At 69.9% G+C, this 23,851-nt stretch carries 19 protein-coding genes; 4 read left to right on the forward strand and 15 right to left on the reverse strand.

Annotation, left to right across the window (positions count from 1 at the left end):
- Positions 1 to 204 precede the first annotated feature (204 nt).
- Genes gmk through pyrR form a run of 8 tightly spaced genes read right to left on the reverse strand, consistent with a single transcriptional unit; the run spans position 205 to position 9,723 of the window.
- A complete protein-coding gene (gene gmk / locus ACXKZF_RS07235; RefSeq protein WP_243223176.1) occupies positions 205 to 1,110 on the reverse strand; it encodes a guanylate kinase in 906 nt (301 codons plus the stop codon).
- On the reverse strand, positions 1,103 to 1,963 hold the full coding sequence (gene pyrF / locus ACXKZF_RS07240) for an orotidine-5'-phosphate decarboxylase (protein ID WP_488985833.1): 861 nt from the start codon (positions 1,961 to 1,963) through the stop codon (positions 1,103 to 1,105). The genes gmk and pyrF overlap by 8 nt, the downstream gene beginning before the upstream one ends.
- The gene (gene carB / locus ACXKZF_RS07245) at positions 1,960 to 5,247 is read right to left on the reverse strand and encodes a carbamoyl-phosphate synthase large subunit (protein ID WP_488985834.1); all 3,288 of its coding nucleotides are present in this window, start codon (positions 5,245 to 5,247) and stop codon (positions 1,960 to 1,962) included. The genes pyrF and carB overlap by 4 nt, the downstream gene beginning before the upstream one ends.
- The gene (carA, locus tag ACXKZF_RS07250) at positions 5,240 to 6,412 is read right to left on the reverse strand and encodes a glutamine-hydrolyzing carbamoyl-phosphate synthase small subunit (RefSeq protein ID WP_055954832.1); all 1,173 of its coding nucleotides are present in this window, start codon (positions 6,410 to 6,412) and stop codon (positions 5,240 to 5,242) included. Before carA ends, carB begins: the two co-directional genes overlap by 8 nt.
- Complete coding sequence (locus ACXKZF_RS07255; protein ID WP_488985835.1) at positions 6,409 to 6,912, reverse strand: PH-like domain-containing protein; 504 nt, start codon at positions 6,910 to 6,912, stop codon at positions 6,409 to 6,411. The genes carA and ACXKZF_RS07255 overlap by 4 nt, the downstream gene beginning before the upstream one ends.
- The gene (locus ACXKZF_RS07260) at positions 6,909 to 8,231 is read right to left on the reverse strand and encodes a dihydroorotase (RefSeq protein ID WP_488985836.1); all 1,323 of its coding nucleotides are present in this window, start codon (positions 8,229 to 8,231) and stop codon (positions 6,909 to 6,911) included. Before ACXKZF_RS07260 ends, ACXKZF_RS07255 begins: the two co-directional genes overlap by 4 nt.
- Positions 8,228 to 9,196 (reverse strand): aspartate carbamoyltransferase catalytic subunit, encoded by a 969-nt coding sequence (locus ACXKZF_RS07265; protein WP_488985837.1) that lies wholly within the window; start codon positions 9,194 to 9,196, stop codon positions 8,228 to 8,230. The genes ACXKZF_RS07260 and ACXKZF_RS07265 overlap by 4 nt, the downstream gene beginning before the upstream one ends.
- The gene (gene pyrR / locus ACXKZF_RS07270; protein ID WP_055954820.1) at positions 9,193 to 9,723 is read right to left on the reverse strand and encodes a bifunctional pyr operon transcriptional regulator/uracil phosphoribosyltransferase PyrR; all 531 of its coding nucleotides are present in this window, start codon (positions 9,721 to 9,723) and stop codon (positions 9,193 to 9,195) included. Before pyrR ends, ACXKZF_RS07265 begins: the two co-directional genes overlap by 4 nt.
- 121 nt (positions 9,724 to 9,844) lie before the next feature.
- On the opposite strand from pyrR, the gene ACXKZF_RS07275 reads away from it, so the two are divergent.
- Positions 9,845 to 11,392, forward strand: a complete 1,548-nt coding sequence (locus ACXKZF_RS07275) for an HNH endonuclease signature motif containing protein (RefSeq protein WP_488985838.1) — start codon at positions 9,845 to 9,847, stop codon at positions 11,390 to 11,392.
- Between the two features lie 383 nt (positions 11,393 to 11,775).
- Here ACXKZF_RS07275 and ACXKZF_RS07280 read toward each other — a convergent pair whose 3' ends face one another.
- The 7 genes from ACXKZF_RS07280 to ACXKZF_RS07310 all read right to left on the reverse strand — a co-directional run bounded on the left by ACXKZF_RS07280 (position 11,776) and on the right by ACXKZF_RS07310 (position 20,519).
- Positions 11,776 to 12,171: a VOC family protein gene (locus ACXKZF_RS07280; RefSeq protein WP_488985839.1), complete on the reverse strand. Its 396-nt coding sequence runs from the start codon at positions 12,169 to 12,171 to the stop codon at positions 11,776 to 11,778.
- A 3-nt stretch (positions 12,172 to 12,174) separates the two neighbouring features.
- Positions 12,175 to 13,737: a Rieske 2Fe-2S domain-containing protein gene (locus tag ACXKZF_RS07285; RefSeq protein ID WP_488985840.1), complete on the reverse strand. Its 1,563-nt coding sequence runs from the start codon at positions 13,735 to 13,737 to the stop codon at positions 12,175 to 12,177.
- A gap of 153 nt (positions 13,738 to 13,890) precedes the next feature.
- Positions 13,891 to 16,842, reverse strand: coding sequence for a DEAD/DEAH box helicase (locus ACXKZF_RS07290; RefSeq protein ID WP_488985841.1), 2,952 nt, complete (start codon positions 16,840 to 16,842; stop codon positions 13,891 to 13,893).
- 298 nt (positions 16,843 to 17,140) lie between these two features.
- On the reverse strand, positions 17,141 to 17,551 hold the full coding sequence (gene nusB, locus ACXKZF_RS07295; RefSeq protein WP_488985842.1) for a transcription antitermination factor NusB: 411 nt from the start codon (positions 17,549 to 17,551) through the stop codon (positions 17,141 to 17,143).
- 2 nt (positions 17,552 to 17,553) lie between these two features.
- The gene (gene efp, locus ACXKZF_RS07300) at positions 17,554 to 18,114 is read right to left on the reverse strand and encodes an elongation factor P (RefSeq protein ID WP_055954808.1); all 561 of its coding nucleotides are present in this window, start codon (positions 18,112 to 18,114) and stop codon (positions 17,554 to 17,556) included.
- A 121-nt stretch (positions 18,115 to 18,235) separates the two neighbouring features.
- A complete protein-coding gene (locus tag ACXKZF_RS07305; protein ID WP_488985843.1) occupies positions 18,236 to 18,694 on the reverse strand; it encodes a type II 3-dehydroquinate dehydratase in 459 nt (152 codons plus the stop codon).
- A gap of 13 nt (positions 18,695 to 18,707) precedes the next feature.
- Complete coding sequence (locus tag ACXKZF_RS07310) at positions 18,708 to 20,519, reverse strand: sugar phosphate isomerase/epimerase and 4-hydroxyphenylpyruvate domain-containing protein (RefSeq protein WP_488985844.1); 1,812 nt, start codon at positions 20,517 to 20,519, stop codon at positions 18,708 to 18,710.
- A 50-nt stretch (positions 20,520 to 20,569) separates the two neighbouring features.
- Here ACXKZF_RS07310 and ACXKZF_RS07315 point away from each other — a divergent pair, with 50 nt between their 5' ends.
- The 3 genes from ACXKZF_RS07315 (at position 20,570) to ACXKZF_RS07325 (ending at position 23,783) form a co-directional block, all read left to right on the forward strand.
- Positions 20,570 to 21,202, forward strand: a complete 633-nt coding sequence (locus ACXKZF_RS07315) for a TetR/AcrR family transcriptional regulator (RefSeq protein ID WP_243223186.1) — start codon at positions 20,570 to 20,572, stop codon at positions 21,200 to 21,202.
- Positions 21,203 to 21,556: 354 nt separating this feature from the next.
- A complete protein-coding gene (locus tag ACXKZF_RS07320; protein WP_488985845.1) occupies positions 21,557 to 22,450 on the forward strand; it encodes a shikimate dehydrogenase in 894 nt (297 codons plus the stop codon).
- A 13-nt stretch (positions 22,451 to 22,463) separates the two neighbouring features.
- The gene (locus ACXKZF_RS07325) at positions 22,464 to 23,783 is read left to right on the forward strand and encodes an MFS transporter (RefSeq protein WP_055954794.1); all 1,320 of its coding nucleotides are present in this window, start codon (positions 22,464 to 22,466) and stop codon (positions 23,781 to 23,783) included.
- Positions 23,784 to 23,851 lie beyond the last annotated feature (68 nt).

The raw sequence follows: 23,851 nt of genomic DNA on the forward strand, positions 1-23,851 counted from the left end.
AGGCGGTGCCGGGGCGACGGCGACGCGGTGACGGCGACGTGGCGACGGCGACGTCGCGACGGGTGCGGCGTCCGGCGGGGCGCCGGGCTACGCGGCGTCGGGGCGTCGTTTGTGCACCGGGGCGTGCGATGTCCGCCCCGGTGCACATTTCGCGCTTCCAACGAGTGCTGGCCGGGCGGCGCTGCGCCGCCGCGGACCGGCGCGTCAGCCCTGCGCGGCGGCCAGAGCCACGACGTCGGCGGCGGCGGATGCCACGTCTTCGTTCACGACGCGGTAGTCGAACTCGTTCTGCGCGGCGAGCTCGACGCGGGCCGTGCGAAGGCGACGGGCACGCTCCTCGGCATCCTCGGTTCCCCTCCCGACCAGGCGTTGGACGAGTTCGTCCCAGCTCGGCGGCAGCAGGAACACCAGCGTCGCCGAAGGGTCGGCGGCGCGCACCTGCCGCGCACCCTGCAGGTCGATCTCGAGCAGGGCGGTGCCGCCCGCGGCCAGTACCCGCTCGATGGGTTCGCGGGGCGTGCCGTAGCGGTTCTGGTTGTGCACGACGGCCCACTCCAACAACTCCCCCGCGGCGACCATGCGGTCGAACTCGGCGTCGTCGACGAAGTAGTAGTGCTGCCCGTCGACCTCGCCCGGGCGGGGGCTTCTCGTCGTCGCCGACACCGAGAGGTGGATCTGCGGGTAGTTCTGCTTGATGTGTGCGGCCACCGTGCCCTTGCCGACCGCCGTGGGACCGGCGAGCACGATGAGCCGGCTGCGACCCTCGCGCGGACCCGGCTCGGGCCAGCGGGTGTCGAGGAATGCGCGCAACGCGTCGCGCTGACGTGTGCCGAGACCACCGAGTCGCTTCACCGGCGAGATGCCGAGCGAGATGAGGATGCGATCGCGCTTGCTCTCGCCGATCGCGGGGATCGCCGTGAGGAACTCGGTCACGCGCATCGCTCCGGCCGGAGACAGCGGGTCGGCGAGACCCCGCCGCAGCAGCTCCTGCGGCGAGATGACTCGGCTGGAAACGTCGCGCTTCAGCGCGGCGCGCTCGCGGCGCGCCTCGACGGCACGGCGCGAGGCGGCGGCGCGGTCGACCTCGGGCGGGCGACGGGTGTCAACCATGCAGGGTCTCCCGGTAGAGCGCGGCACGCTGGTCGATGCGCGCGGCGAGACGGTCGGGTCCGACCGCGAGGATGCTGCGACTCTCGTTGGCCACGACCGCTTTGGCGACATAACCGAAGAGACGTCCCAGATCGGCGGGCTCAGCGCCCTGCGCGCCGAAGCCGGGCGCGAGGATCGGCATCCCGGCGAGGGCCACATCTCCGAGACCGAATGCGGCACGGTCGACGGTGGCGCCGACCACGACGCCGATCGAGCCGAACGCACCGGGAGCGCCGATGTTCGCCTCGTTCACATCGTGGGCCACGCGCGCCGCGACGTGCTCGTGATCGCCGACGGCGAGGGCGTCGTCGACGATCGCGCTCTGCAGCGCCCGCGCTTCGGGGTTGCTCGTCGCGGTGAGCACGAACGCACCCTTGCGGTGACGCAGGGCCAGCGAGAGCGTGTCGCGCAGCGAATCGGCGCCCAGGTACGGGGTCAGGGTCACGGCATCCGCTTCGAGGGGCGAACCGGGCTCGAGCCAGGCGTGGGCATAGCCCTCCATGGTCGTGCCGATGTCACCGCGTTTGGCGTCGGCGATGACCAGCAGCCCCGCGGCGCGCGCGGCGGCCATCACGTCCTCGAGCGCCGCGAAACCCTTCGAGCCGTATCGCTCGTAGAACGCCACCTGCGGCTTCACGACGCCGACGCGGCCGGACGCTGCCTCGACCACGCGCAGGCCGAACGCGCGCACGCCCTCGGCCGTGGCATCCAGCCCCCACGCCGACAGGAGTGCGGCGTGAGGGTCGATGCCGACGCACAGCGGACCGTGGGCGTCGAGCGCGGCGCTGAGCCGCTGCCCGAACGGCTCGCTCACAGACGGCCCGCGCGATCCACCGCGTACTCCTGAAGGCTGCGCACCTCGAAGCCGTCCTTCATCGCACCCAGCGCGCTCACCGCGGCACCGAGAACGGCCATCGTGGTGAACAGGGCCTTGTCGGCGGCGACCGCCGCGGCCCGGATTTCGTAACCGTCGGCGCGCGCCGATCCACCGCTGGGGGTGTTGACGATCATGTCGATCTCCCCGGCGTTGATGAGATCGACGACGTTCTGCTGGCCGGAGCCCTGGGTCGCGGAGTACTTCTCGACGACCTGCACCTTGATGCCGTTGCGGGCGAGGATCTCAGCTGTGCCCTCGGTGGCCAGAAGCGAGAAGCCGAGCTCCTGCAGGCGGTGGGCGGGCAGGATCACGGCGCGTTTGTCGGCATCGGCGACCGAGATGAACACCACGCCCGACGTCGGCATCCCTCCGTACGCGGCCTCTTGCGACTTCGCGAACGCCGTCGGGAAGTCGCGGTCGATGCCCATGACCTCACCGGTCGAGCGCATCTCGGGTCCGAGCACACTGTCGACGGTGTGACCGTCGGCGGTGCGGAAGCGCTTGAACGGCAGCACCGCCTCTTTCACGGCGACGGGGGCGTCGAGAGGGACGCGCGAGCCGTCCTGCTCGGGCAGCAGCCCCTCGGCGATGAGCTCGGCGATCGTGTTGCCGGCCATGATGCGGCTGGCGGCCTTGGCGAGTGGGATGCCGAGGGCCTTCGACACGAACGGCACCGTGCGGCTGGCGCGCGGGTTCGCCTCGATGACGTAGAGCACACCGGCGGAGATCGCGAACTGCACGTTGAGCAGGCCGCGCACGCCGACGCCCTTCGCGATGGCCAGGGTCGCCTCGCGCACGCGATCGACCTCGGTGCGGCCGAGCGAGACGGGCGGCAGGGTGCAGGACGAGTCGCCGGAGTGGATGCCGGCTTCCTCGAGGTGCTCCATGACGCCGCCGATGTAGAGGTCGATGCCGTCGTACAGTGCGTCGACGTCGAGCTCGATCGCGTCGTCGAGGAAGCGGTCGACCAGCAGTGGGAGCCCGGGCCCGATGATCGCCTGGTCGGCGACGCGCACGAAGTAGTCGCGCAGCGCCTCGGTCGAGTAGACGATCTCCATGCCGCGGCCGCCGAGCACGAAGCTCGGGCGCACGAGCACCGGGTAGCCGATCTCCTCGGCCACCGCGACGGCGCCGTCGACGTCGATCGCGGTGCCGCTGCGGGGGGCGACGAGACCCGCCTCATCGAGCAGGCGCGAGAACAGCTCGCGCTCCTCGGCGAGGTCGATCGCCTCGGGGCTGGTGCCGAGGATCGTGTAGCCGGCGGCCTCGATGCCCTTGGCCAGGCCGAGGGGCGTCTGACCGCCGAGCTGGCAGACGACGCCGAGGATGGTGCCCGACTGCGCCTCGGCGTGCAGCACCTCGAGCACGTCTTCGAGCGTGAGCGGCTCGAAGTACAGGCGGTCGGAGGTGTCGTAGTCGGTGGAGACGGTCTCGGGATTGCAGTTGACCATGACGGTCTCGTACCCGGCATCGGACAGTGCGAAGGAGGCGTGCACGCACGAGTAGTCGAACTCGACGCCCTGGCCGATGCGGTTGGGCCCCGAGCCGATGATGACGACCTTCGTGCGGTCGGAGGGGGTGACCTCGGTCTCGGCGTCGTAGCTGGAGTAGTGGTAGGGCGTGAGGGCCGGGAACTCCCCCGCACAGGTGTCGACGGTCTTGTAGACCGGCCGCACGTCGAGCGCGTAGCGGGCTTCCCGCACCTCGGCCTCGTCGAGACCGCGGAGCTGGGCGATCTGCACGTCGCTGAAGCCGTGCTCCTTCGCGAGGCGGAGGGTGTCGGCATCCAGGCTCTCCGCCTCGCCGATGAACTCCGCGACCTCGTTGATCAGCACCATCTGGTCGATGAACCAGGGGTCGATCTTGGTCGCCTCGAACGCCTCCTCCGCCGTCGCACCGAACCGCAGCGCCTGCTGCAGCACGACGATGCGACCGTCGGTCGGCTTCTTCGCGATCTCGAGCAGCTCTTCCGCCGAGCGCGACTCCTCGCCCCAGTGGAAGCTCGAGCCGCGCTTCTCGAGCGAGCGCAGCGCCTTCTGCAGGGCGGTGGTGTAGTTGCGGCCGATGGCCATCGCCTCGCCGACCGACTTCATGGTGGTGGTGAGGGTGGTGTCGGCGGCCGGGAACTTCTCGAAGTTGAATCGCGGCACCTTGACCACGACGTAGTCGAGCGTGGGCTCGAAGCTCGCCGGCGTGACCTTGGTGATGTCGTTGGGGATCTCGTCGAGCCGGTAGCCGATCGCGAGCTTCGCGGCGATCTTCGCGATCGGGAACCCCGTGGCCTTCGACGCCAGGGCCGACGAGCGCGAGACACGCGGGTTCATCTCGATGACGATGATGCGCCCGGTCGCGGGGTCGACGGCGAACTGGATGTTGCAGCCGCCGGTATCGACGCCCACGGCACGGATGATGTCGATACCGATGTCGCGCAGGCGCTGGTACTCGCGGTCGGTCAACGTGAGCGCGGGGGCGACGGTGATCGAGTCGCCGGTGTGCACGCCGACCGGATCGACGTTCTCGATCGAGCAGACGACGACCGTGTTGTCGGCGGTGTCGCGCATGAGCTCGAGCTCGTACTCCTTCCACCCGAGGATCGACTCCTCGAGCAGCACCTCGTTGGTGGGCGAGTCGTGCAGGCCCGCGCCTCCGATGCGGCGGAGGTCGGCCTCGTCGTACGCGAAGCCCGAGCCGAGACCGCCCATCGTGAACGACGGACGCACGACCAACGGGTACCCGAGCTTCTCGGCCCCGGCGATCAGCTCGTCCATCGAGTGGCAGATGACGGATGCCGCGACGTCGGCGCCCGCCTCGATGACGAGTTCTTTGAAGATCTGGCGGTCCTCGCCGCGGTTGATCGCGTCGAAGTCGGCGCCGATGAGCTCGACGTCGTACTTCTCGAGGATGCCGCGCTTGTGGAGCTGGATCGCCGCGTTGAGGGCCGTCTGTCCGCCGAGCGTGGGGAGCACGGCATCCGGCTTCTCTTTGGCGATGATCGTCTCGATCACCTCGGGCGTGATCGGCTCGATGTAGGTCGCGTCGGCGAAGTCGGGGTCGGTCATGATCGTGGCCGGGTTGGAGTTGACGAGGATGACGCGCACCCCCTCTTCACGCAGCACGCGGCACGCCTGGGTGCCGGAGTAGTCGAACTCGCAGGCCTGGCCGATGACGATCGGGCCGGAGCCGATGACGAGGACGGAGTTGATGTCGTCGCGCTTAGGCATTCTTCTGGGTCTCCATCGTCGCGAGAACCATCTCGCGGAAGCGGTCGAACAGGTAGTTGGCGTCGTGCGGTCCTGAGGCGGCCTCAGGGTGGTACTGCACGCTGAACGCGGGGATGTCGAGGGCGCGAAGGCCCTCGACGACGTTGTCGTTGAGGCCGATGTGGCTCACCTCGACGCGGCCGAAACCGGCGGGGCTGTCGACGACCTCATCCAGCGGCGCGTCGACGGCGAAGCCGTGGTTCTGCGACGTGATCTCGACGCGGCCGGTTGTCTTGTCGAGCACGGGCTGGTTGATGCCGCGGTGGCCGAACGGCAGCTTGTACGTGCCGAAGCCGAGAGCACGGCCCAGCAGCTGGTTGCCGAAGCAGATGCCGAAGAACGGCAGGCCGTCGCCGAGGACGGCGCGCAGAAGCTCGACATGCTGATCGGATGCGGCGGGGTCACCGGGGCCGTTGGAGTAGAACGCCGCGACCGGCTCGATGGCGCGGATGTCGTCGATCGTCGCGGACTGCGGGAAGACGTGCACGTCGAATCCGCGGGCGGCGAGGTTGTCGATCGTCGACTTCTTCACGCCCAGATCGAGCACGGCGAGATTGCCGATGCGCTCCGCGGTGGCGGGGGTGACCTCGACCTCGGTGACCGAGACCTCGGCGCTCAGGTTGCGGCCGGCCATCCCCGGGGCTTCGCGGACGCGGCGCAGCTGCTCGTCGGCATCCAGGTTCGCGGCTTCACCCGAGAAGACGCCGCCGCGCATGCTGCCGGAGGAGCGGATGCGGCGGGTGACCGCGCGGGTGTCGATACCGGAGATGCCGACGATGCCGTCTTCGACGAGCGCGTCGTCGAGCGAGCGGTTCGCGCGCCAATTCGACACCATGCGCGAAGGGTCCCGTACGACGTAGCCGGCGACCCAGATGCGGCGCGATTCGGGGTCTTCGTCGTTCACGCCGGTGTTGCCGATGTGGGGGGCCGTCTGCAGGACGATCTGGCCGGCGTACGAGGGGTCGGTGATCGTCTCCTGGTAGCCGGTCATGCCGGTCGCGAAGACGACCTCGCCGAGGGTCTCACCGCGCGCACCGTACGCGCGTCCGACGTAGCGGGTGCCGTCCTCGAGGACGAGGACGGCGGGGTCTCGCGAGATCCGCGAGGAAGGGATCAGGGCGGTCATGCGTCGCTTCCTGTCGTGGTGATGAGGGGACGGATGGCGTCGGCCAGCGCTTTGGCCGAGGCATCCTGAGGTCGGAGGTAGGTGTCGACGACGGTGTCGTCGTCGATGCGCCAGCTGACGCGCGTCAGGCCGCCCGCCTCGACCACGCGGTCGATGGCGACGGTGGCCTGCGCGGCGTCCACCAGCCGGTCGCGGGTCAGCGCGATGCGGGGCTGGCCCGGAAGGTCGAGGGCGACGCCGGCCGTGGTGACGGTGACGTCGACGCGGGAGCGGAAGCCGAGACCCTTGATCGCGAGTCGCTCGAGCGGCTGGTCGTGTCGGGTCGTGGCGACGTAGAGACCGGGGAACACCGCGGTCTCGACGGCGTCGTCGGGAAGCTCCCCCACCGGGGCGGTGTAGCGCGCATCGCGCCGCGTTCGTCGCACCCACGCCCACGCGAGGAGTGCCAGAGCGATCACGGCCACCGCGGCCATCACGAGCAAGGCGCCCTCACGCGTCATGCGAGGGCCCCCGGAGCGTCGAGCAGAACGCCGTCGGCGACGGTGGGGATGCCGGCGCGCACGGTCCAGCGCACCTCTCCGGGCAGCTCCCGGCCGAGGTACGGCGAGTTCTTGCTGCGTCCGCGGAGGTCGGTGATGGCGAAGGTGCGCGAGGGGCGCGGGTCGTACAGCGTGAAGCTGGCCGGGTGACCGGCGGCCACGGGGGTGCCGTGACCGTCGAGGCGACCGATGCGCGCGGGTGCCTTCGACAGCACGCGGGCGACATCGGCCCAGTCGAGGAGGCCCGTGTCGACCATCGCCTGCTGCACGACGCGCAGGGCGCTCTCGAGACCCACCATGCCGTTGGCGGCCGCCGCCCACTCGCAGGCCTTCGCCTCGGCGGGGTGCGGGGCGTGGTCGGTGGCGACGATGTCGATCGTCCCGTCGGCGAGACCCTCGCGCACGGCCATCACGTCTTCCTCGCGGCGCAGCGGCGGGTTGACCTTGAAGCGCGCGTCGTAGTCGCGCACGAGCTCGTCGGTCAGCAGCAGGTGGTGCGGGGTCACTTCGGCGGTGACGTTCACGCCGCGCTTCTTGGCCCAGCGGATGATGTCGACCGAGCCGGCGGTCGAGAGGTGGCACACATGCAGGCGCGAGCCCACGTGCTCGGCCAGCAGCACGTCACGGGCGATGATCGACTCTTCGGCGACCGCGGGCCAGCCGGTGAGGCCGAGCTCCGCCGAGACCGCACCCTCGTTCATCTGGGCGCCCTCGGTCAGGCGCGGGTCCTGCGCGTGCTGCGCGACCACTCCGTCGAACGCCTTCACGTACTCGAGCGCCCGCCGCATGATGAGCGGGTCGAAGACGCAGAAGCCGTCGTCGCTGAACACGCGCACGCGCGCGCGGGAGTCGGCCATCGCGCCGAGCTCGGCGAGACGTTCGCCCCTCTGGCCGACGGTCACGGCGCCGATCGGCTGGACGTGCACGTAGCCGGCGGCCTCGCCGAGGGCGAGCTCCTGCTCGACGACGCCGGCCGTGTCGGCGGTGGGCGAGGTGTTGGGCATCGCGAAGACGGTCGTGAACCCGCCCGCGGCGGCGGCGCGGGAGCCGGTGAGGACGGTCTCGGATGCCTCGAAGCCGGGCTCGCGAAGGTGCACGTGCAGGTCGACCAGGCCGGGAAGGGCGATCAACCCGTCGGCGTCGACGACCGTGGCGCCGGCGTGCGACAGCCCGGTGCCTGCCTCGGCGATGACGCCGTCGCGCACGAGGAGGTCGGTGGCATCCTGACCCTCGACGCGCGCGCCGCGCACCAGAAGCGTCTGGGGGGTGGCATGGCTCATCGGAGGCCCTCTCTCTCGGTGTCGGGCCGCTCGCCCGCCAGCAGCAGGTACAGCACGGCCATCCGCACGGAGACGCCGTTCGTGACCTGCTCGAGCACCGTCGAGCGAGGCGAATCGGCGGCTTCGGCGGAGATCTCCAGACCCCGGTTCATCGGACCGGGGTGCAACACAATGCTATCGGTCGCGAGGGCCTCCAGCCGCCGCGCATCGAGGCCGTAGCGACGCGAATACTCCCGTTCAGTCGGGAAATACGCGGCAGACATGCGTTCGAGCTGGATGCGGAGCATCATCAGCGCGTCGGGGCCCACGGCGATCGCGTGGTCGAGGTCGTAGTCGATGTCGACGGGCCAGCCGCTGACGTCCTGCGGAACCAGGGTCGGCGGCGCCACCAGCGTCACGCGGGCGCCGAGGGTGTGCAAGAGCCACACGTTCGACCGTGCGACCCGCGAGTGCAGCACGTCGCCGACGATCGTGACCCGGATGCCGCCGAGGTCGCGGCCGCGGCTGTCGTCGCCGAACAGGCGCTTGCGGATGGTGAACGCGTCGAGCAGCGCCTGCGTGGGGTGCTCGTGCGTGCCGTCGCCCGCGTTGACCACGCCGGCGCTGATCCAGCCGCTGGTGGCGAGGGTGCGCGGGGCACCGGATGCGCCGTGGCGTATGACCACGGCATCCGCCCCCATCGCCTGGAGGGTCTGCGCGGTGTCCTGCAGCGATTCGCCCTTGCTGACGCTGGAGCCCTTCGCGGAGAAGTTGATGACGTCGGCGGAGAGACGCTTGGCGGCGGCCTCGAACGAGATGCGGGTGCGCGTGGAGTCCTCGAAGAAGAGATTGACCACGGTCTTACCGCGCAGCGTCGGCAGCTTCTTGACCTCGCGCCGTTGGGTGTCGGCCATGTCTTCGGCGACGTCGAGGATCTCGAGCGCGTCGGCGCGCGAGAGGTGCTGGGTGTCGAGGAGGTGCCTCATGATTCGATCGTCACCTCCTCGACGCCGTCGACCTCGGCGAGGCGCACGTTGACCCGCTCGTCGCGGGCGCTGGGCAGGTTCTTCCCCACGAAGTCGGGGCGGATCGGCAGCTCGCGGTGGCCGCGGTCGATGAGGGTCGCGAGGCGCACCGCCGCGGGACGCCCGATGTCCTGCAGGGCATCGAGAGCAGCTCGGATGCTGCGGCCCGAGAACAGCACGTCGTCGACCAGAACGACGGTCTTGCCGTCGATGCCGCCGGCCGGGATCTCGGTGCGCCGAGGTGCACGGGTCGGGTTGCGGTGCAGATCGTCGCGATACATGGTCACGTCGAGCGCGCCGACCGGGACGAATGTGCCGCCGAACTCCCCGACCAGCGGGCCGATCCGATTCGCGAGCGTGACGCCGCGGGTCGGGATGCCGAGGAGGACGAGCCCTTCCGGACCCTTGTTCGACTCCAGGATCTCATGCGAGATTCGCGTCAAAGCGCGGGCGATGTCGGCATCGTGCATGACGGTGCGCGTGTTCATCCGCCGCTCCCTTCTCCGCCTCACGGGACGGGGTTAAAGGTTGCTGTGGTTCGCGTCGAGTCTAGCGGGTGGGGTGGGGTGAAATCTCAGCGGGGTCGGGTGGTGTCGGGCTCCGGCTCTGGTGGCACGGCGACAGTGTTCGTACATTTGTTCTATGGAATCGCGCACGCCGGTCGACCGCCCTCGGGCGGCGAGCGACCGCGTCGTCGCGCTGGTGGCGGGCCAGGAGGTCGAGGCGCTGGACGACCGCGAGCTTCTGATGCTGGTGAGCGAGATCACCGCAGCTCGCAATGCCCTCGATGTGCTGGCGGCCTGTGCGGCGCGCGTGATTGACGCGCGCTCGGCGCGCGAGCGGGGCGGGGCAGGGCTGGCGCAACGTCAGGGGCACCGAAACGCCACGGAGTTGCTGCAGACGCTGACCGGGCGGAGCAGGCGGGAGGTGTCGCGGGCGGTGAAGACCGGGGGTGATCTGCTCCTCTCGCTTCGTTCCGCGATCGGGCCCGACGGTAATGGTCCGGCGGCCGCTCCGGGCGTCGTGCCCGAGGACGCCGGCGAGGAGAGGCTCGACCGCATGAGCGGGTCGCTTCGAGACGGGACGCTCAGCCACGCGCAGTTTCAAGCGATCCGCGTGGGGCTGGGCGAGCCGCCGGTCGAGAGGTATCCCAAGCTCGATCCGGACTTCCTCCCCCGCGCCTGGGCGACAGCGGTCGAGCGGCTGATCGATGAAGCGCCGCATCTGCCGGTCGAGGAGTTGCGGACGTCCGCCCGGATCGCGCGGGATCGCCTCGACCCGGTCGGGGTGACCCTGCGGTTCGAGGAGCGCTTCGCCGCCCGATCGTTCCGTTCGTGGGTCGACGAGCACGGGCAGCGGCACGGGCGGTTCGTGTTCGACGACGATGCGGCGGCGTGGGTCGACGCGATTCTGCAGGCGGCGCTGCGTCCGCGGCGGGGTCCGCGGTTCGTGGATCCGCATGCCGTGACCACCGGCACCGCTACCGTCGTCGACGCATCCGACGATCGGTCGGGCGAGCAGATCGCTTATGACACCTTGGTCGCCGTCCTTCGCACCGGTGCGGCCGCCGATCCGGGGCAGGCGTTCGGCGATCGGCAGCCCGGGGTGCGAATCGTGCTCGAGGCGTCGGCGCTGGCGAAAGCCGAGCCGGACGGTTCCGAGGCGACCAGCGTCGAGCCCGCCGTGAGCGGCGTCGGGCACCTCGAAGACGGTGGGGAGGCTCTCCCCGGCGGGGTCGTCGAGAGCTACCTGTGCGATGCGGGTGCGGTGCCGGTCTCGCTGGACGACGCGGGGCGACCGCTCGACGTCGGCCGACATCAGCGCCTGTTCACCCGTGCCCAGCGGATAGCGATCGCCGTGCGCGACGGCGGGTGCGTCGGTATCGGATGCCGTGCCCCCATCTCGCAGTGCGAGATGCACCACATCGACCACTGGGCGGCGGACAGGGGGCACACCGACGTCGACGACGGGGTTCCGCTCTGCCGGAACCATCACCTTGGGCTCCACAACCGGAGCGAGAGGATCGTACGGGAAAGAGATCCCGTGACCGGGCGGGATACGTATTGGCTGCACGCCCCGCCCGATCCGCGCACGGGTGAGGTGCAACCGCCGGTACTCCTGCGGTCGAGATCCCCGCGTCGCTTCGACGCGGCGTGATCGGACGCGCGTCCGGCGAGGATTGTCGGCTGAGGACGGTTGCCGCCGATCCTTCGCTGAGGACGGATTGCTGCGGATCGCTCGCTGAGGACGGTCGCCGCGGATGGTTGCCTGACGACGGATTGCTGCGGATCGCTCGCTGAGGACAGCTCGGTGCTGGGCTGGGCAGGTGGGTCGGAGTGTGGCGCAGACTGATGCGCTCGCCGTGCCTACCACCTCCGCAGTGTCGGCCGCCACGGCGGTGTCCGGCGTGATCGCCGTGACGGCGATGTTCGCCGTGCTCGCCACTGTGCCGTTCGCCGTGCTCGCCACTGTGCCGTTCGCCGCGCCTCGCGGCATCCACCGCCCTCTGCCCTGCCGTCAGGCGAACACCCGCGGTCGGGTCACTCCTCGTCCGCGACGATCTCTGCCTTGAACCCCGCGGAATTCTCGAGCCAGCCGGCATAGTGCGAGGGGCCACCGGCGAACGGGTACCGCCCCTCGTACAGCGGTCGCCACCCCTGCTCGGGTGCCGCAGCCATCACGGCATCCACCTCAGCACGCGAACCGCCGAGGAACGCGAGATGGTTCACCCCGGGAGCGCGACGGTCGTGATCGCGCCCAGACAGGTTCGGTGACGTCGTCAAGGTCAGGTACGGGCCGTCACCCGCACTCCACGTCTCACCGTCAGCCCACTGGCTGATCTGCTCGAAGCCGACGGCTCTGAGCAGCCATCCCCACTCGGCCTGCGCGACGGACATGTCGGCGACCCAGACCTCGATGTGATGGACGCCCGGCACAGGTCAGCTCGCGGCGACCTCGGCCGGCTCGGCGGCGCGCGTCGATCGGATCGGGTGACCCGTCGTCGTCAGGCACCGGCCCGACGCCAGGTCCCACTTCCAGTCGTGCAGCGAGCACGTCAGCACGCCGTCCTCGATCTTGCCGGTCTTGGTCAGATCGGCGCGCAGGTGCGGGCACCGACGCTGCACGGTCCAGCCGTCGATCTCGGCATCCTCGGTCTGATCCGACTGCTCGGCGTACCAGTTCTCGACGTACTCGATGCGGTCGCGTGACAGGCACTTCAGGAACGTGGTGAGGAACTCGTTGAACTTGCCCGAGCGGCCCACCTCGAACTGCATGGAAAGGAAGATCGAATTCGACCAGTCGATCTCGCGATCGCGGATGTTCGTCGAGACGAGGTCGGCAGGGATCGTGTACCAGTAGATGCACTCCTCGCCGGCGTACTCGCGCACCTTCGCCTTGGGGAAGTCGACGACCATGTCGAGCTCACCGATGCGGAATCGCACCGCTCCCCCGACGCCGTTGCGAATGGTGCGGGCGCGGCGCAGCAGCGGCTCCCACCACTCTTTGATGGCGGCGAGCATCTCGGCCGGTGGGAGGACCTCGGAACGGGATGCCACCTCGGCGGCGATCTCGTTGCGGCGGCTGTCGCGCTGCTCGGCGAGGTAGTTCCACTTGTCGCCGAAGACACGCTCGATCTCGTCGTCGGTGTACAGCGTCTGCGTGACGGTCACGTCGGATCCCTGCACCTCGACCTCGGTGCCGGGGAGGAACAGGTACCCCTTCTGGTCTGGGCGCTGCTCTTTCATGTGCGCGAGGAAGTCGCGCTGATCGGTGAAGATCGAATCGTTGTCGAGCCCGGTGCCGTTGTAGCGGAACAGCTCGTCGCGCAGGAACATCGGCGGCCCCGCCATCGGGAACACGTGAGGCGCGTCGACCTTGTCGATGTAGTACATCGCGCGCTTGTTCTGCGCGTCTCGCTTGAGCTGGGCGAAGTTCTGCTTGGCATCCTGGGGCAGGTCGTAGACCATGGGCCACCAGATCGCGCCCGACACCTGGGTGAAGTAGGCGTCGGGCTTGCCGAAATCGAAGAGCGCGTCGAGATCCAGCGGATGCGAGTCGTTCTGATTCAGGACGGATGCCGTGCCGTCGTCGAGCGAGAGCGACGAGTCGCCGATGGGGCCGTCGGAGGGGGCGCGCAGAGGCGTCACCATCAGCTTCAAGTCGCCGAACTGCAACGGGACGCCCGCCTCGGTGCGCACGAGGTTCGTGTAGCCGAGGGCGATGAGGTCTTGCTCGAGGTCGTCGGTCGGGTACTCGGGCAGCAGGACCTTGATGTCTTTCGACACGTACCGCTCGAGCAGCGCCGGATCGAAGTGATCGCGGTGGCGGTGCGAGATGTAGAGGAAGTCGGCCGCGCCGAAGCGCGCCCAGTCCAGAGAGCGGTTGTCGGGGAAAGGGAACCACGAGCCGAAGAAGCTCGGACCGATGACGGGGTCGCAGAGGATGCTGCCGCCCGCCGTCTCGATGAACATGCCTGCGTGGCCGAGGCCGGTGACTCTCATGTCGCTCCTGTGTCGTGGACGGAACCCGTCGAGTCTACGCGGGGGTCGCCTGGGCGGGCGGTGGACGTGGACCTTCCCGGGAGACGGATGCCGGACCGCGCCGGGATCGACTGTGCCCTCGTACGCGACACGACGCCGCAGCTCCCTCCCGCATCACGGCCCGAGGAGCCCACGGATGTCCTCGGCGTCGAGCGCCGCCGCGAAGGCCTCGCCGTCGTCGATGACCGCCTCCGACAGCGCGGCCTTGCGGCGCTGCAGGGCGAGAACTTTCTCCTCGATCGTGCCCGCGGCGATCAATCGATAGACGAACACGCTCTTGTCCTGTCCGATGCGGTGGGCGCGGTCGATCGCCTGTGCCTCGGCCGCGGGGTTCCACCACGGGTCGAGGACGAACACGTACTCCGCCTCGGTGAGAGTCAGCCCGAACCCTCCGGCTTTGAGGCTGATGAGGAACACCGGCGCGTCACCCTGGCGGAAGTCGGCGACCACGTCGCCACGCCGTGTGGTGCTGCCGTCGAGGTGCGCGTAGGTGAGGCCCTCGGCATCCAGTCGCTGCGCCGCCATGTCGAGGAACGAGGTGAACTGACTGAACACCAGTGCACGGTGCCCCTCGGCGGCGATCTCGACGAGCCGACTGAGCAGCACATCGAGCTTTGCGGAGCCGAGGCTCGTGTCACGGTCGTCGACCAGACCCGGCGCGAGTGCCAACATACGCAGCAGCGTCAACGAGCGGAACACGATGAACCGCTGCCGATCGAGGTCGTCGAGCAGGCCGAGCACCTTCTGTCTCTCGCGCTGCAGCACCCGGTCGTAGACCGCCTGATGCGCGGGGCCGAGGGGAACCGCGATCTCCTGCTCCTGCTTCGGGGGGAGATCGGATGCCACGACGTCTTTCGTGCGGCGCAAGAGGAACGGCCGCACGCGTCGGCGCAGCTTCGCGAGCATCTTCTCGCGGTGAGCGTCGGTGGCGGCGGCTGAGAGCTCGGTGGGCGCGTCGGTGGGGAGCCGTTCGATGGACCGGGTGTAGTCCTCACGGAACTGCCGGATCGAGGGGAACAACCCGGGCGCGGTCAGAGCCAGCAGCGCCCACAGGTCGTCGAGCCCGTTCTCGATCGGCGTGCCCGTGGCCGCGTACACCGCGTCGGCGCGCAGCGCCGCGATGGCGCGATGGATGCGGGTCGCGGGGTTCTTCACGAACTGCGCCTCATCGAGCACCACCCCCGAGAAGTGCGTCGCGGCGAACTCCTCGGCATCCGCTCGTACGACGCCGTACGACGCGACGACCACGTCGGCATCGCCCGCGATGTCGGCGATGGTCCGATCACGGCGCACGGACGTCGCCTCGACGACGGCGAACCGCAGCTCGGGGACGAACCGCGCCGCCTCGGCGTGCCATGTCGGCAGCACCGAGGTGGGGGCGACGACGAGCCACGGGCGCACGTCTCGGCGCGAACGGGTGTGGGCGATCAGCGCGAGCAGCTGCAGGGTCTTGCCGAGTCCCATGTCGTCGGCCAGGATGCCGCCCAGTCGGTGTGCGTGCAGGAGCGCGAGCCACGACAGGCCCTCGCGCTGATAGGGACGCAGGTCGGCGAGGAAGCCGGGCGGCGTCGCTACCTCGGGTACCTCGGCGACGTCGCGCAGCGCCCGGGCGAGCTGTCGCCACTCCCCCGCCGCCTCGGACTGGTCGGCCAGGTCTTCGAACTCCGCCCAGAGGGCCAGGTGCGTGCGCGGGACGCGCGGCGCGGTCTCCCATTCGTCGAGCGCGGCGGCTTCGTCCAGCAGCTCCCGCAGTCGTTGCAGGGCCGGGTGAGCGAGCGAAAACCATGCCCCATCGGACAGCTTGATGCGTGTCCGCCCGCGCGACAGCGCCGTGAAAAGGACGCCGAACGGGATCAGTCGACCGTCGATCGTCACGGCGATTCCGAGGTCGAGCCAATCGCGATCGAGGGACTCGACCGTCGTGATGCGCAACGACGGATCGCCGCGCAGCTCGCGGAACGTCGGGCGGATGCCGCGCGTGCGCACACGCACCTCGTCGACCACGTCGACAGCCGGGAGCACGTGCGCGCTGAACGCCGCGGCGTCGGCATCGCGCAGAGTGGCCCGCGGCGCGAGGGGCAGATCGGATGCCGACACCCACGCCGTCTCGAACCGCTCCCCGATCTGCGCCTCGGCGCGGTCCTCACGGTCGGGGTGCTGCCGATCGTCGTTCCATGACGCACGGTAGCCGCCGGGGTAGACCCAGTCGAGGCGGTACTCCACCGCGTCGCCGTCGACGTACGAGACCTCGAGCGTGAGCGTCGGCCGCGCCGGAGGCGGCGCCGGCACACCGGCGCCGACCGACAGCGGCGCGCGGCGCGCCAGCCGGGGGTAGACCTCGGCGACGAACTCCGCCGCGTCGTCCGACGGCACATCGACCACCCCGCCTCGGAGCAGGGAGGGCAGCGGCGCGGGCAGGTCGACCGCCGCGAGAACGAGGGGCACGGGGTCGCGGTCGAGCTCGTACGCGAACAGGCCGTACCCGCCGATCGCCCGGGCGTGAGCGGCATCCCGTCGCCGTCCGTCGATCTCGAGGTCGGCAGAGACGCGCAACGCTCCCCCACTCACGGCGTCCAGCGCCACACGCGCCGTCGCCTGGGCCGCGAGACTCACGCTCTGCTGCGTGTTCATCGAGACGATCGGGATGCCGAGCGCCTCCGCCGCGCGCAAATGGGGCCAGAGCAGGGGTGAGTCGACGGCATCGAGGGCGATCGTGTCACCGGACGGGGCGAATGGTCCCGTCGTCCTCAGCGCCTGGGCCAGGGCGTGCAACTCGGCGAACCAGCGAACCTGCGACGGATCGAAGCGGCCCGACGACCGCCGCACGGCATCCCACGTGGCATCCGCCCGGATCCAGGTGTCTCGCGTTCCGCGTACGAGAGGCCGCGCGGCGAGCTGCAGGTCGTCCTGCCGTTGTGCGAGCACGCGCGGGGTGACCGGCACGACCGCGCGGGCGTCCCACCGGGCGGGGTCGTAGGCCTCGCGCTGGCGCAGCTCGATGCCGAGGGCGAGCGGCTCGAACGCGGCCGGCTCACTCCTCGGGACGAGATCGCGCCAGGTGGTCACGCGAGCATCCTGCCGGAGACCTCCGACAGTGGCCCGTGCGCGTCCCTCGCCGGTGTGTGCGCGGGGCGCCTGAGCGTCGAAGAAACGCGATTCGCGAGCAGAAACGCCGGGAGGTGCCGTTTCTCCCCGCGGTTCGCGTCTCTTGCTACCCACGGGGTAGCTCCCGACGCAGTCGCAGCGGCACTCCGGATCACAGCGCCACGCCGTGCCGCACCTGCCCGAAAACCCGGCGACGCGACCGCCGACGAAACGTCGGGGCCGCGTCGGGTCACGTCGCGCGCAGTCAGGATGCGAGGGGTCAGGACGAACGCGCGATGCGCGCGAGCACGCCGTGCACGAACGAGCCGGAGTCGTCGGTCGAGAACTCCTTCGCGAGCTCCACCGCCTCGTCGATCGCGACGGCGGTGGGCACCTCGTCGTTGTAGAGGATCTCCCACGCGGCGATGCGCAGAAGGGCGCGGTCGACGGCGGGCATGCGCTGCAGCGACCAGTCCTTGGAGAACGTGGTGATCTGCTCGTCGATCGCGTCGCGGTTGTCGATGACGCCGTCGACGATGTCGCGCGCGTAGAGCCACGAGGCCTGACGGTCGGGTTCGCTCGAAGCGCGCTTCGCCTCGGTCGCCAGCATGATCGCGAGCTCTTCACCGCGGACGTCGGCTTGGAAAAGGATGTCGAGGGCGCGCTTGCGCGCCTTTGTGCGGGCGCTCAACGTCAGCTGATGCGGCCGAGGTACTCGCCGGTGCGAGTGTCGACCTTGATCTTCGTGCCGGTCTCGAGGAACAGCGGAACCTGCATCTCGTAGCCGGTCTCGACCGTCGCGGGCTTGGTGCCGGCCGACGAGCGGTCGCCCTGCAGACCCGGCTCGGTGTAGGTGACCTCGAGCACGACGGACGGCGGCATTTCGACGTAGAGCGGGTTGCCGTTGTTCAGCGCGATCTGCACCTGCTGGTTCTCGAGCAGGAAGTTGGCGGCATCGCCGACGGTGGCGGATCCCACGGTGATCTGGTCGTAGTCGGCGACGTCCATGAAGACGAAGCCCTCGCCGTCGTTGTAGAGGTAGGTGAAGTCGCGGCGGTCGACGTTCTCGGTCTCGATCTTGGCGCCGGCGTTGAAGGTCTTGTCGACGACCTTGCCGCTCATGACGTTCTTCAGCTTCGTGCGGACGAACGCGCCGCCCTTGCCGGGCTTGACGTGCTGGAACTCCACGACGCTCCAGAGCTGACCGTCGATGTTCAGGACGACGCCGTTCTTGATGTCTGCGGTGGATGCCATGAGTGCCAGTATTCCGTTTCGTGTGAGGAGAGGCGGCGCTCCGGCGCACACCCAGCGACCCAGTCTACGTGATGCCCCGTGACCGACGCGATCGCGTCCGACCCGACCCGACCCGAGCCCCTCAGCCGTCGGCTCGGCCCGAGATGACCTCGACGAGCAGGTCGACCGCCCGCGCGTAGCCGGGGACGCCCTCGCCGATCACGTGCACGACCGCCACGTCTTCGATGTAGGAGAAGTGCCGGAAGGTCTCGCGTTCCTTGATGTTCGAGATGTGCACCTCGGCAACCGGGAGATCGACGGATGCGAGCGCGTCACGGAGGGCGACGGAGGTGTGCGTGAGTCCCCCGGCGTTGATCACGATGCCGGCGCAGTCAAGGCGCGCAGCGTGGATCGCGTCGATCAGCACGCCCTCGTGATTGCTCTGGACGGCGCGCGTCTCGAGACCGTGCCGCGCGGCGGCCCCGGCGGTGACCCGCTCGACGTCGGCGAGCGTGTCGCGTCCGTAGATCTCGGGCTGGCGGGTGCCGAGAAGGTTGAGGTTCGGACCGTTCACGAGCAGCAGGCGGCGGGGCGTCGTCATGTCGGGCACGCTATCAGCGTCGACCCTGGGCGGTGAGGCGCACGGGGGCGGTGCCCGCGCCGAAGCCCGCGTAGGCGTCGACGCGCTCGACGAACTCGAAGAACACCTCGCCGATCGTGCGCGTGTAGAAGTGCAGGTACTCCCCCGCGGCATCCTGGTCGTACCCGAGATGGAGGTCGCGCAGTTCGTCGACGTCGGCCTCCGACAGTGCGAAACGCGCGGCGATGTCGTCGTAGTAGTTGGCGGGCATCTCCAGCGGCGCGAACCCGCGCTCGCGCGCCGCCCGGGCGACCGCGCGCACGTCGGCGCAGACGAAAGCGACGTGCTGCGGGAGGGCCACGCCCGCCCGCTCGGCGGCGAGGATCGGGGGCGCGACGTTCAGCGGCAGGCGCACGCCCCCGCCCGGGGCGACGAGCACGCGGCTGGCGACGAGGCCCTGCGGGCCGGGAACATCGGTGCTGCTGTCGACGCGCAAGGCGAAACCGGCGGTGTAGAACAGGGTCGCCTCTTCGACGGCGTCCCACGGCTGGCTGAGGCTGACGTGATCGACGCCCGTGATCTCGGTGGCCAGCTCCGTCTCGCCGTGCTCGAACTCCCGCACCCAGGCAGGGTCCCCCTCGTCGGCGGCCTGCGCCCAGTAGACCTCGGTGCCGTCGGGGGCGATCGCCCCGTCGAGGCGCTCCTCGGTGGCGTACGTGCGCCGATAGGCGCGCGGCACCCCCAGCTCGCGCATGCGCAGGTCGACGGCCTCGACGTCGTCGACCTCGAGGCCGATCGCCGCCAGGCGCGGATCCCACCCTCGGGCGTGCTGTTCGTTGAGCACGACCCGCGCCTTGCCCGCGGTCCACAGGGCCACGGGCTTCGTACGGTGGCGTCCGCGCGAGGTGAAACCGAGCTGGCCGAGCAGTTCCTCGACGGCGGAGGTGTCCTCCGCCTTCACTTCGACGAAGTCGACGGCGGACGGGGCGGCCGAATCGGGCAGCATCTCCAGCTCGGCCGGGGCGTCGGGCATCGCGCGCGACACGGCGTCCTCGAGCCACCGGAGCGAGCGGCGCGCGTGGCGGGCGGTGCGCCGTGCATCGGTCTGGCGGAAGGTGTCGTTGAACACCTCGAGCGACCACGGCCCCGTGTATCCGGCATCCACGATCCGCGCGGTGAAGTCGGTCAGATCGAAGTCGCCTTCGCCGGGGAAGAGTCGGTGATGCCGGCTCCACGAGAGCACGTCCATGCTGAGCCGCGGCGCGTCGGCGAGCTGCACGAAGAAGATCTTCTCGCCCGGGATTCCGCCGATATCGGCGGGGTCGTGGCCGCGCGAGAGGATGTGGAAGGAGTCCAGGCACACCCCCACCGCGGGGTGGTCCGCGAGCTCGACGATGCGCCAGGCGCGCCGGTAGTCGTCGATGAAGCGGCCCCACGCGAGGGCTTCGAAGGCGATGCGGATGCCGTACCCCGCCGCCAGGTCGCCGAGACGCCGCAGCTGGTCGGCCGAAACGGTGTCGTCGTCGATCGTCGCGGTGGCGACGTTGCTGCAGCACAGCACGAGGTCGATGCCGAGGCGCCGCATGAGGCGGAACTTCGCGTCGGCTCGTCGCAGCACCGCCGCGAAGGCCTCGTCGTCGACTCCCTCGACGTCACGCATCGGTTGGTAGAGGTCGAGGCTGAGACCCAGGCGACCGGCGAGGGCCGCGATCTCCTCGGGGCTCTCGGGGGCGGCGAGCAGGTCGGGCTCGAAGATCTCCACGCCGTCGAACCCGGCCTCCGCGCACGCGTGCAACTTGTCGGCCAGGGTGCCGCTGATACAGACGGTCGCCATCGAGGTCTTCATGGGCGCCGAATGTACCATCTGGTACAAAGCGGGTCCACTAGTCTGACCGAATGGCCGAGGCACGCAGGGACGCCGAGCGCACTCGCGCCGAACTGCTCACCGTCGCGACCGAGGTGTTCGCCGAAGACGGCTTCTCCGGCGCCCGCGTCGATGAGATCGCCGCCCGCACCCGCACCACGAAGCGGATGATCTACTACTACTTCGGCGGCAAGGAGGGCCTGTACCGGGCCGTGCTCGAAGAGGCGTACCGCGGTATCCGCGAGGCGGAGCGGGCGATCGACGTCGACCACGCCGATCCCGTGGACGCCATCCGTGCCCTCGCTGAGCTGACGTTCGACCACCACGTGGGACACGAGGCCTTCATCCGTCTGGTCGCCATCGAGAACATCCATCGCGGCCAGTTCATCCGTCAGATCGAGGGGCTCCGCACGCTGTCACAGCCGGCGAAGGGCCTTCTCGACGAGATCCTGGAGCGCGGGCGCGAGGCCGGCGTGTTCCGCTCCGACGTCGATGCGATCGACGTGCACCTCGTGATCAGTTCGTACTGCGTGTTCCAGGTCGCGAACCAATACACGTTCGGTCACCTCTTCGACGTCGACCTCGCCTCCCCCGAGCGTCGCGCGCACCTTCGCACAGCCCTCGGCGACGTGGTCGTCGGCTGGCTCACGGCGCCCGCGCGCTGACGCGCACCACCTCGCCCGAGGGGCGTTGGGTGTCCAAGACACGCCGCTGCCCCGCGAGCGGTGCGGCGTGTTGTGGCCACTCGATGCCGCGGAGGCGCCGCGCGTCAAGTCGGTCGAGGCCTCGGCCCCGGCCCCGGCCTCGGCCCCGGCCCCGAATCAGGGTCCAAGACACGCCGCTGCCCCGCGAGCGGTGCGGCGTGTTGTGGACACTCGATCCCGCGGAGGCGCCGTGTCGGCAAGCGGAGCGCCGGCCCGTGGCATCCGGAACCCGCCGTTGACAACGCGGCGCCGCCATGATTTCCTCTGAACGTACCGGTTAGTACATAACCGGACCCACGGACACGAAGGAGTACCGTGATCGACGCGCATCCCTACCTCGTCGGCCTCATCGGCACCGGGGTCCTCCCCTCGCTCACCCCGCCGATGCACATGGCCGAAGCGCGCGCGCTCGGCATGACCTACGTCTACCGCCCGCTCGACCTCACCGCCCTCGGTATCGACCCCGAGCGCATCGGCGATGTCCTCGCCTGGGCGGAACGCCTCGGCTACGACGCCGTGAACGTCACCCACCCCTGCAAGCAGAGCGTGCTCGCCCACCTCGACCGCATCGACCCGGTCGCCGCCGCCCTCGGCGCGGTCAACACCGTGCTGTTCACGCCCACCGGGCGCGTCGGCCACAACACCGACACCACCGGCTTCGCCGCCGCGTTCGTCGACGGGCTGCCGGATGCCGAGACCCGGCACGTCGTCCAGCTCGGTGCAGGAGGTGCGGGCTCGGCCGTCGCCGACGCGCTGCTGCGCCTGGGCACCGCGCGGCTGAGCATCGTCGACCTCGACCCGGTGCGCGCCGCTGCCCTCGCCGACGATCTGGCGTCACGTCATCCGCTCGCCGTCGTCGACACCGCCGCGCCCGACGGGCTCGCCGACGTGCTGGCCGGCGCCGACGGTCTCGTGCACTGCACTCCCGTCGGCATGGCCGAGCATCCGGGACTGCCCCTCGACGCCGCCCTGCTGCGTCCGGAGCTCTGGATCGCCGACATCGTCTACCGACCGCTCGACACCGAACTGTTGATCACCGCGCGTGAGCGCGGCTGCCGCACGCTCAGCGGCGGACGCATGGCGGTCCACCAGGCCGTCGACGCGTTCGCCCTCATCACGGGGACGCGACCCGACCCCGACCGCATGACCACCCATTTCCTCGACCTCGTCGCCGCCGACACCACCGTCGGACCGGCCGTCGCCCGCTAAGGAGCATCCGTTCATGACCACCACCGCAACGACGCGGAAGACTCCCGTGAAGGCGGCCACGGCCAGCTTCATGGGCAGCGCCGTGGAGTACTACGACTTCTTCCTGTTCGGCTCCGCCGCCGCCCTCATCTTCCCGACGGTGTTCTTCCCCTCGGGCGACCAGGCGGCCCTCGTGATGTCGTTCGCGACCTTCGGGTTCGCCTACATCGCGCGCCCGTTCGGAGCCGTCATCCTCGGCCACTTCGGTGACCGCATCGGGCGCCAGAAGGTGTTGATGTTCACCCTGCTCCTGATGGGTCTGTCGACCTTCATCATCGGTTGCCTCCCCGGCTTTGCGCAGATCGGCTGGTTCGCGCCGGCTCTTCTCGTGCTGTGCCGCCTCGCCCAGGGGCTGTCGGCGGCCGGCGAGCAGGCCGGGGCGTCGTCGCTGACCCTCGAGCACGCCCCCGACACGCGTCGCTCGTTCTTCACGTCGTGGACGCTGACCGGCACGCAGGGCGGCCAGATCCTCGCCGCGCTGATCTTCATCCCCGTCGTCGCACTGCCCGACGACATCAAGTTCTCGTGGGGCTGGCGCGTGCCGTTCTGGCTCAGCGCGGTCGTCGTCGTGGTGGCCTTCTTCATCCGCCGGAGCCTCCACGAGACCCCCGAGTTCGAGCAGGCGAAGGCCACCGGCCAGATCGCCCGGATGCCGCTGGTGCCCCTGCTGAAGAACCACTGGCGAGACGTGCTGCGCGTGATCTTCTGCGCCTTCATCGCCGCGGTCTCCACCGTCTTCGGCACCCTCGCGATCGCGTACGGCAAGGAGGTCGGTCTCGCCGCCAGCGTGACGCTGTGGCTGGTCGTCGTAGCCAACGTCGTCGCGCTGTTCACTCAGCCACTGTTCGGCAGGCTCGCCGACCGCATCGGCCGCAAGCCCGTCTTCATCTACGGCGCGCTGTCGTCGGCGGCCTTCATGCCGTTCTACATGCTCTCGATGGGCGCCGGAAACGACCTGCTCACGTTCGGCCTGGCGATCCTGACGTTCTCCTGCGGGTACGCCGCGGCCAATGCCGTGTGGCCGTCGTTCTACGGCGAGATGTTCAGCACCCGTGTGCGCTTCTCGGGCATGGCGATCGGCACGCAGCTCGGCTTCCTCATGGCCGGCTTCGCGCCGAGCATCGTCGCCGCCCTCGGTGGTGGCGGTGCGGGCGGCTGGGTCGTCATCAGCATCTTCACGGCGGTCATCGCGATCATCGCTTCGGTGAGTGCCCTGACCGCTCGGGAGACGAAGAACGTCCCCACCGATCAGCTCGGGCTGCGGGCCGAGGGACGCGTCCCCGCGAGCGTCTGATCCGACCGCGAACGGCCCCGTCTCCTTCGAGAGGCGGGGCCGTTCGGCGTTCGCGTCGCGGATCGAGC

Source organism: Microbacterium sp. ABR10, from assembly GCF_057812175.1.

Bases quoted from the DNA above. Each gene is read 5' to 3' on its own strand.
- pyrR (WP_055954820.1), bottom strand. From the start codon at position 9,723: ATGAACACGCGCACCGTCATGCACGATGCCGACATCGCCCGCGCTTTG.
- ACXKZF_RS07265 (WP_488985837.1), bottom strand. From the start codon at position 9,196: ATGAGGCACCTCCTCGACACCCAGCACCTCTCGCGCGCCGACGCGCTC.
- ACXKZF_RS07285 (WP_488985840.1), bottom strand. From the start codon at position 13,737: ATGAGAGTCACCGGCCTCGGCCACGCAGGCATGTTCATCGAGACGGCG.
- ACXKZF_RS07255 (WP_488985835.1), bottom strand. From the start codon at position 6,912: ATGACGCGTGAGGGCGCCTTGCTCGTGATGGCCGCGGTGGCCGTGATC.
- ACXKZF_RS07325 (WP_055954794.1), top strand. From the start codon at position 22,464: ATGACCACCACCGCAACGACGCGGAAGACTCCCGTGAAGGCGGCCACG.
- ACXKZF_RS07310 (WP_488985844.1), bottom strand. From the start codon at position 20,519: ATGAAGACCTCGATGGCGACCGTCTGTATCAGCGGCACCCTGGCCGAC.
- carB (WP_488985834.1), bottom strand. From the start codon at position 5,247: ATGCCTAAGCGCGACGACATCAACTCCGTCCTCGTCATCGGCTCCGGC.
- carA (WP_055954832.1), bottom strand. From the start codon at position 6,412: ATGACCGCCCTGATCCCTTCCTCGCGGATCTCGCGAGACCCCGCCGTC.
- efp (WP_055954808.1), bottom strand. From the start codon at position 18,114: ATGGCATCCACCGCAGACATCAAGAACGGCGTCGTCCTGAACATCGAC.
- ACXKZF_RS07305 (WP_488985843.1), bottom strand. From the start codon at position 18,694: ATGACGACGCCCCGCCGCCTGCTGCTCGTGAACGGTCCGAACCTCAAC.
- ACXKZF_RS07315 (WP_243223186.1), top strand. From the start codon at position 20,570: ATGGCCGAGGCACGCAGGGACGCCGAGCGCACTCGCGCCGAACTGCTC.
- gmk (WP_243223176.1), bottom strand. From the start codon at position 1,110: ATGGTTGACACCCGTCGCCCGCCCGAGGTCGACCGCGCCGCCGCCTCG.
- ACXKZF_RS07260 (WP_488985836.1), bottom strand. From the start codon at position 8,231: ATGAGCCATGCCACCCCCCAGACGCTTCTGGTGCGCGGCGCGCGCGTC.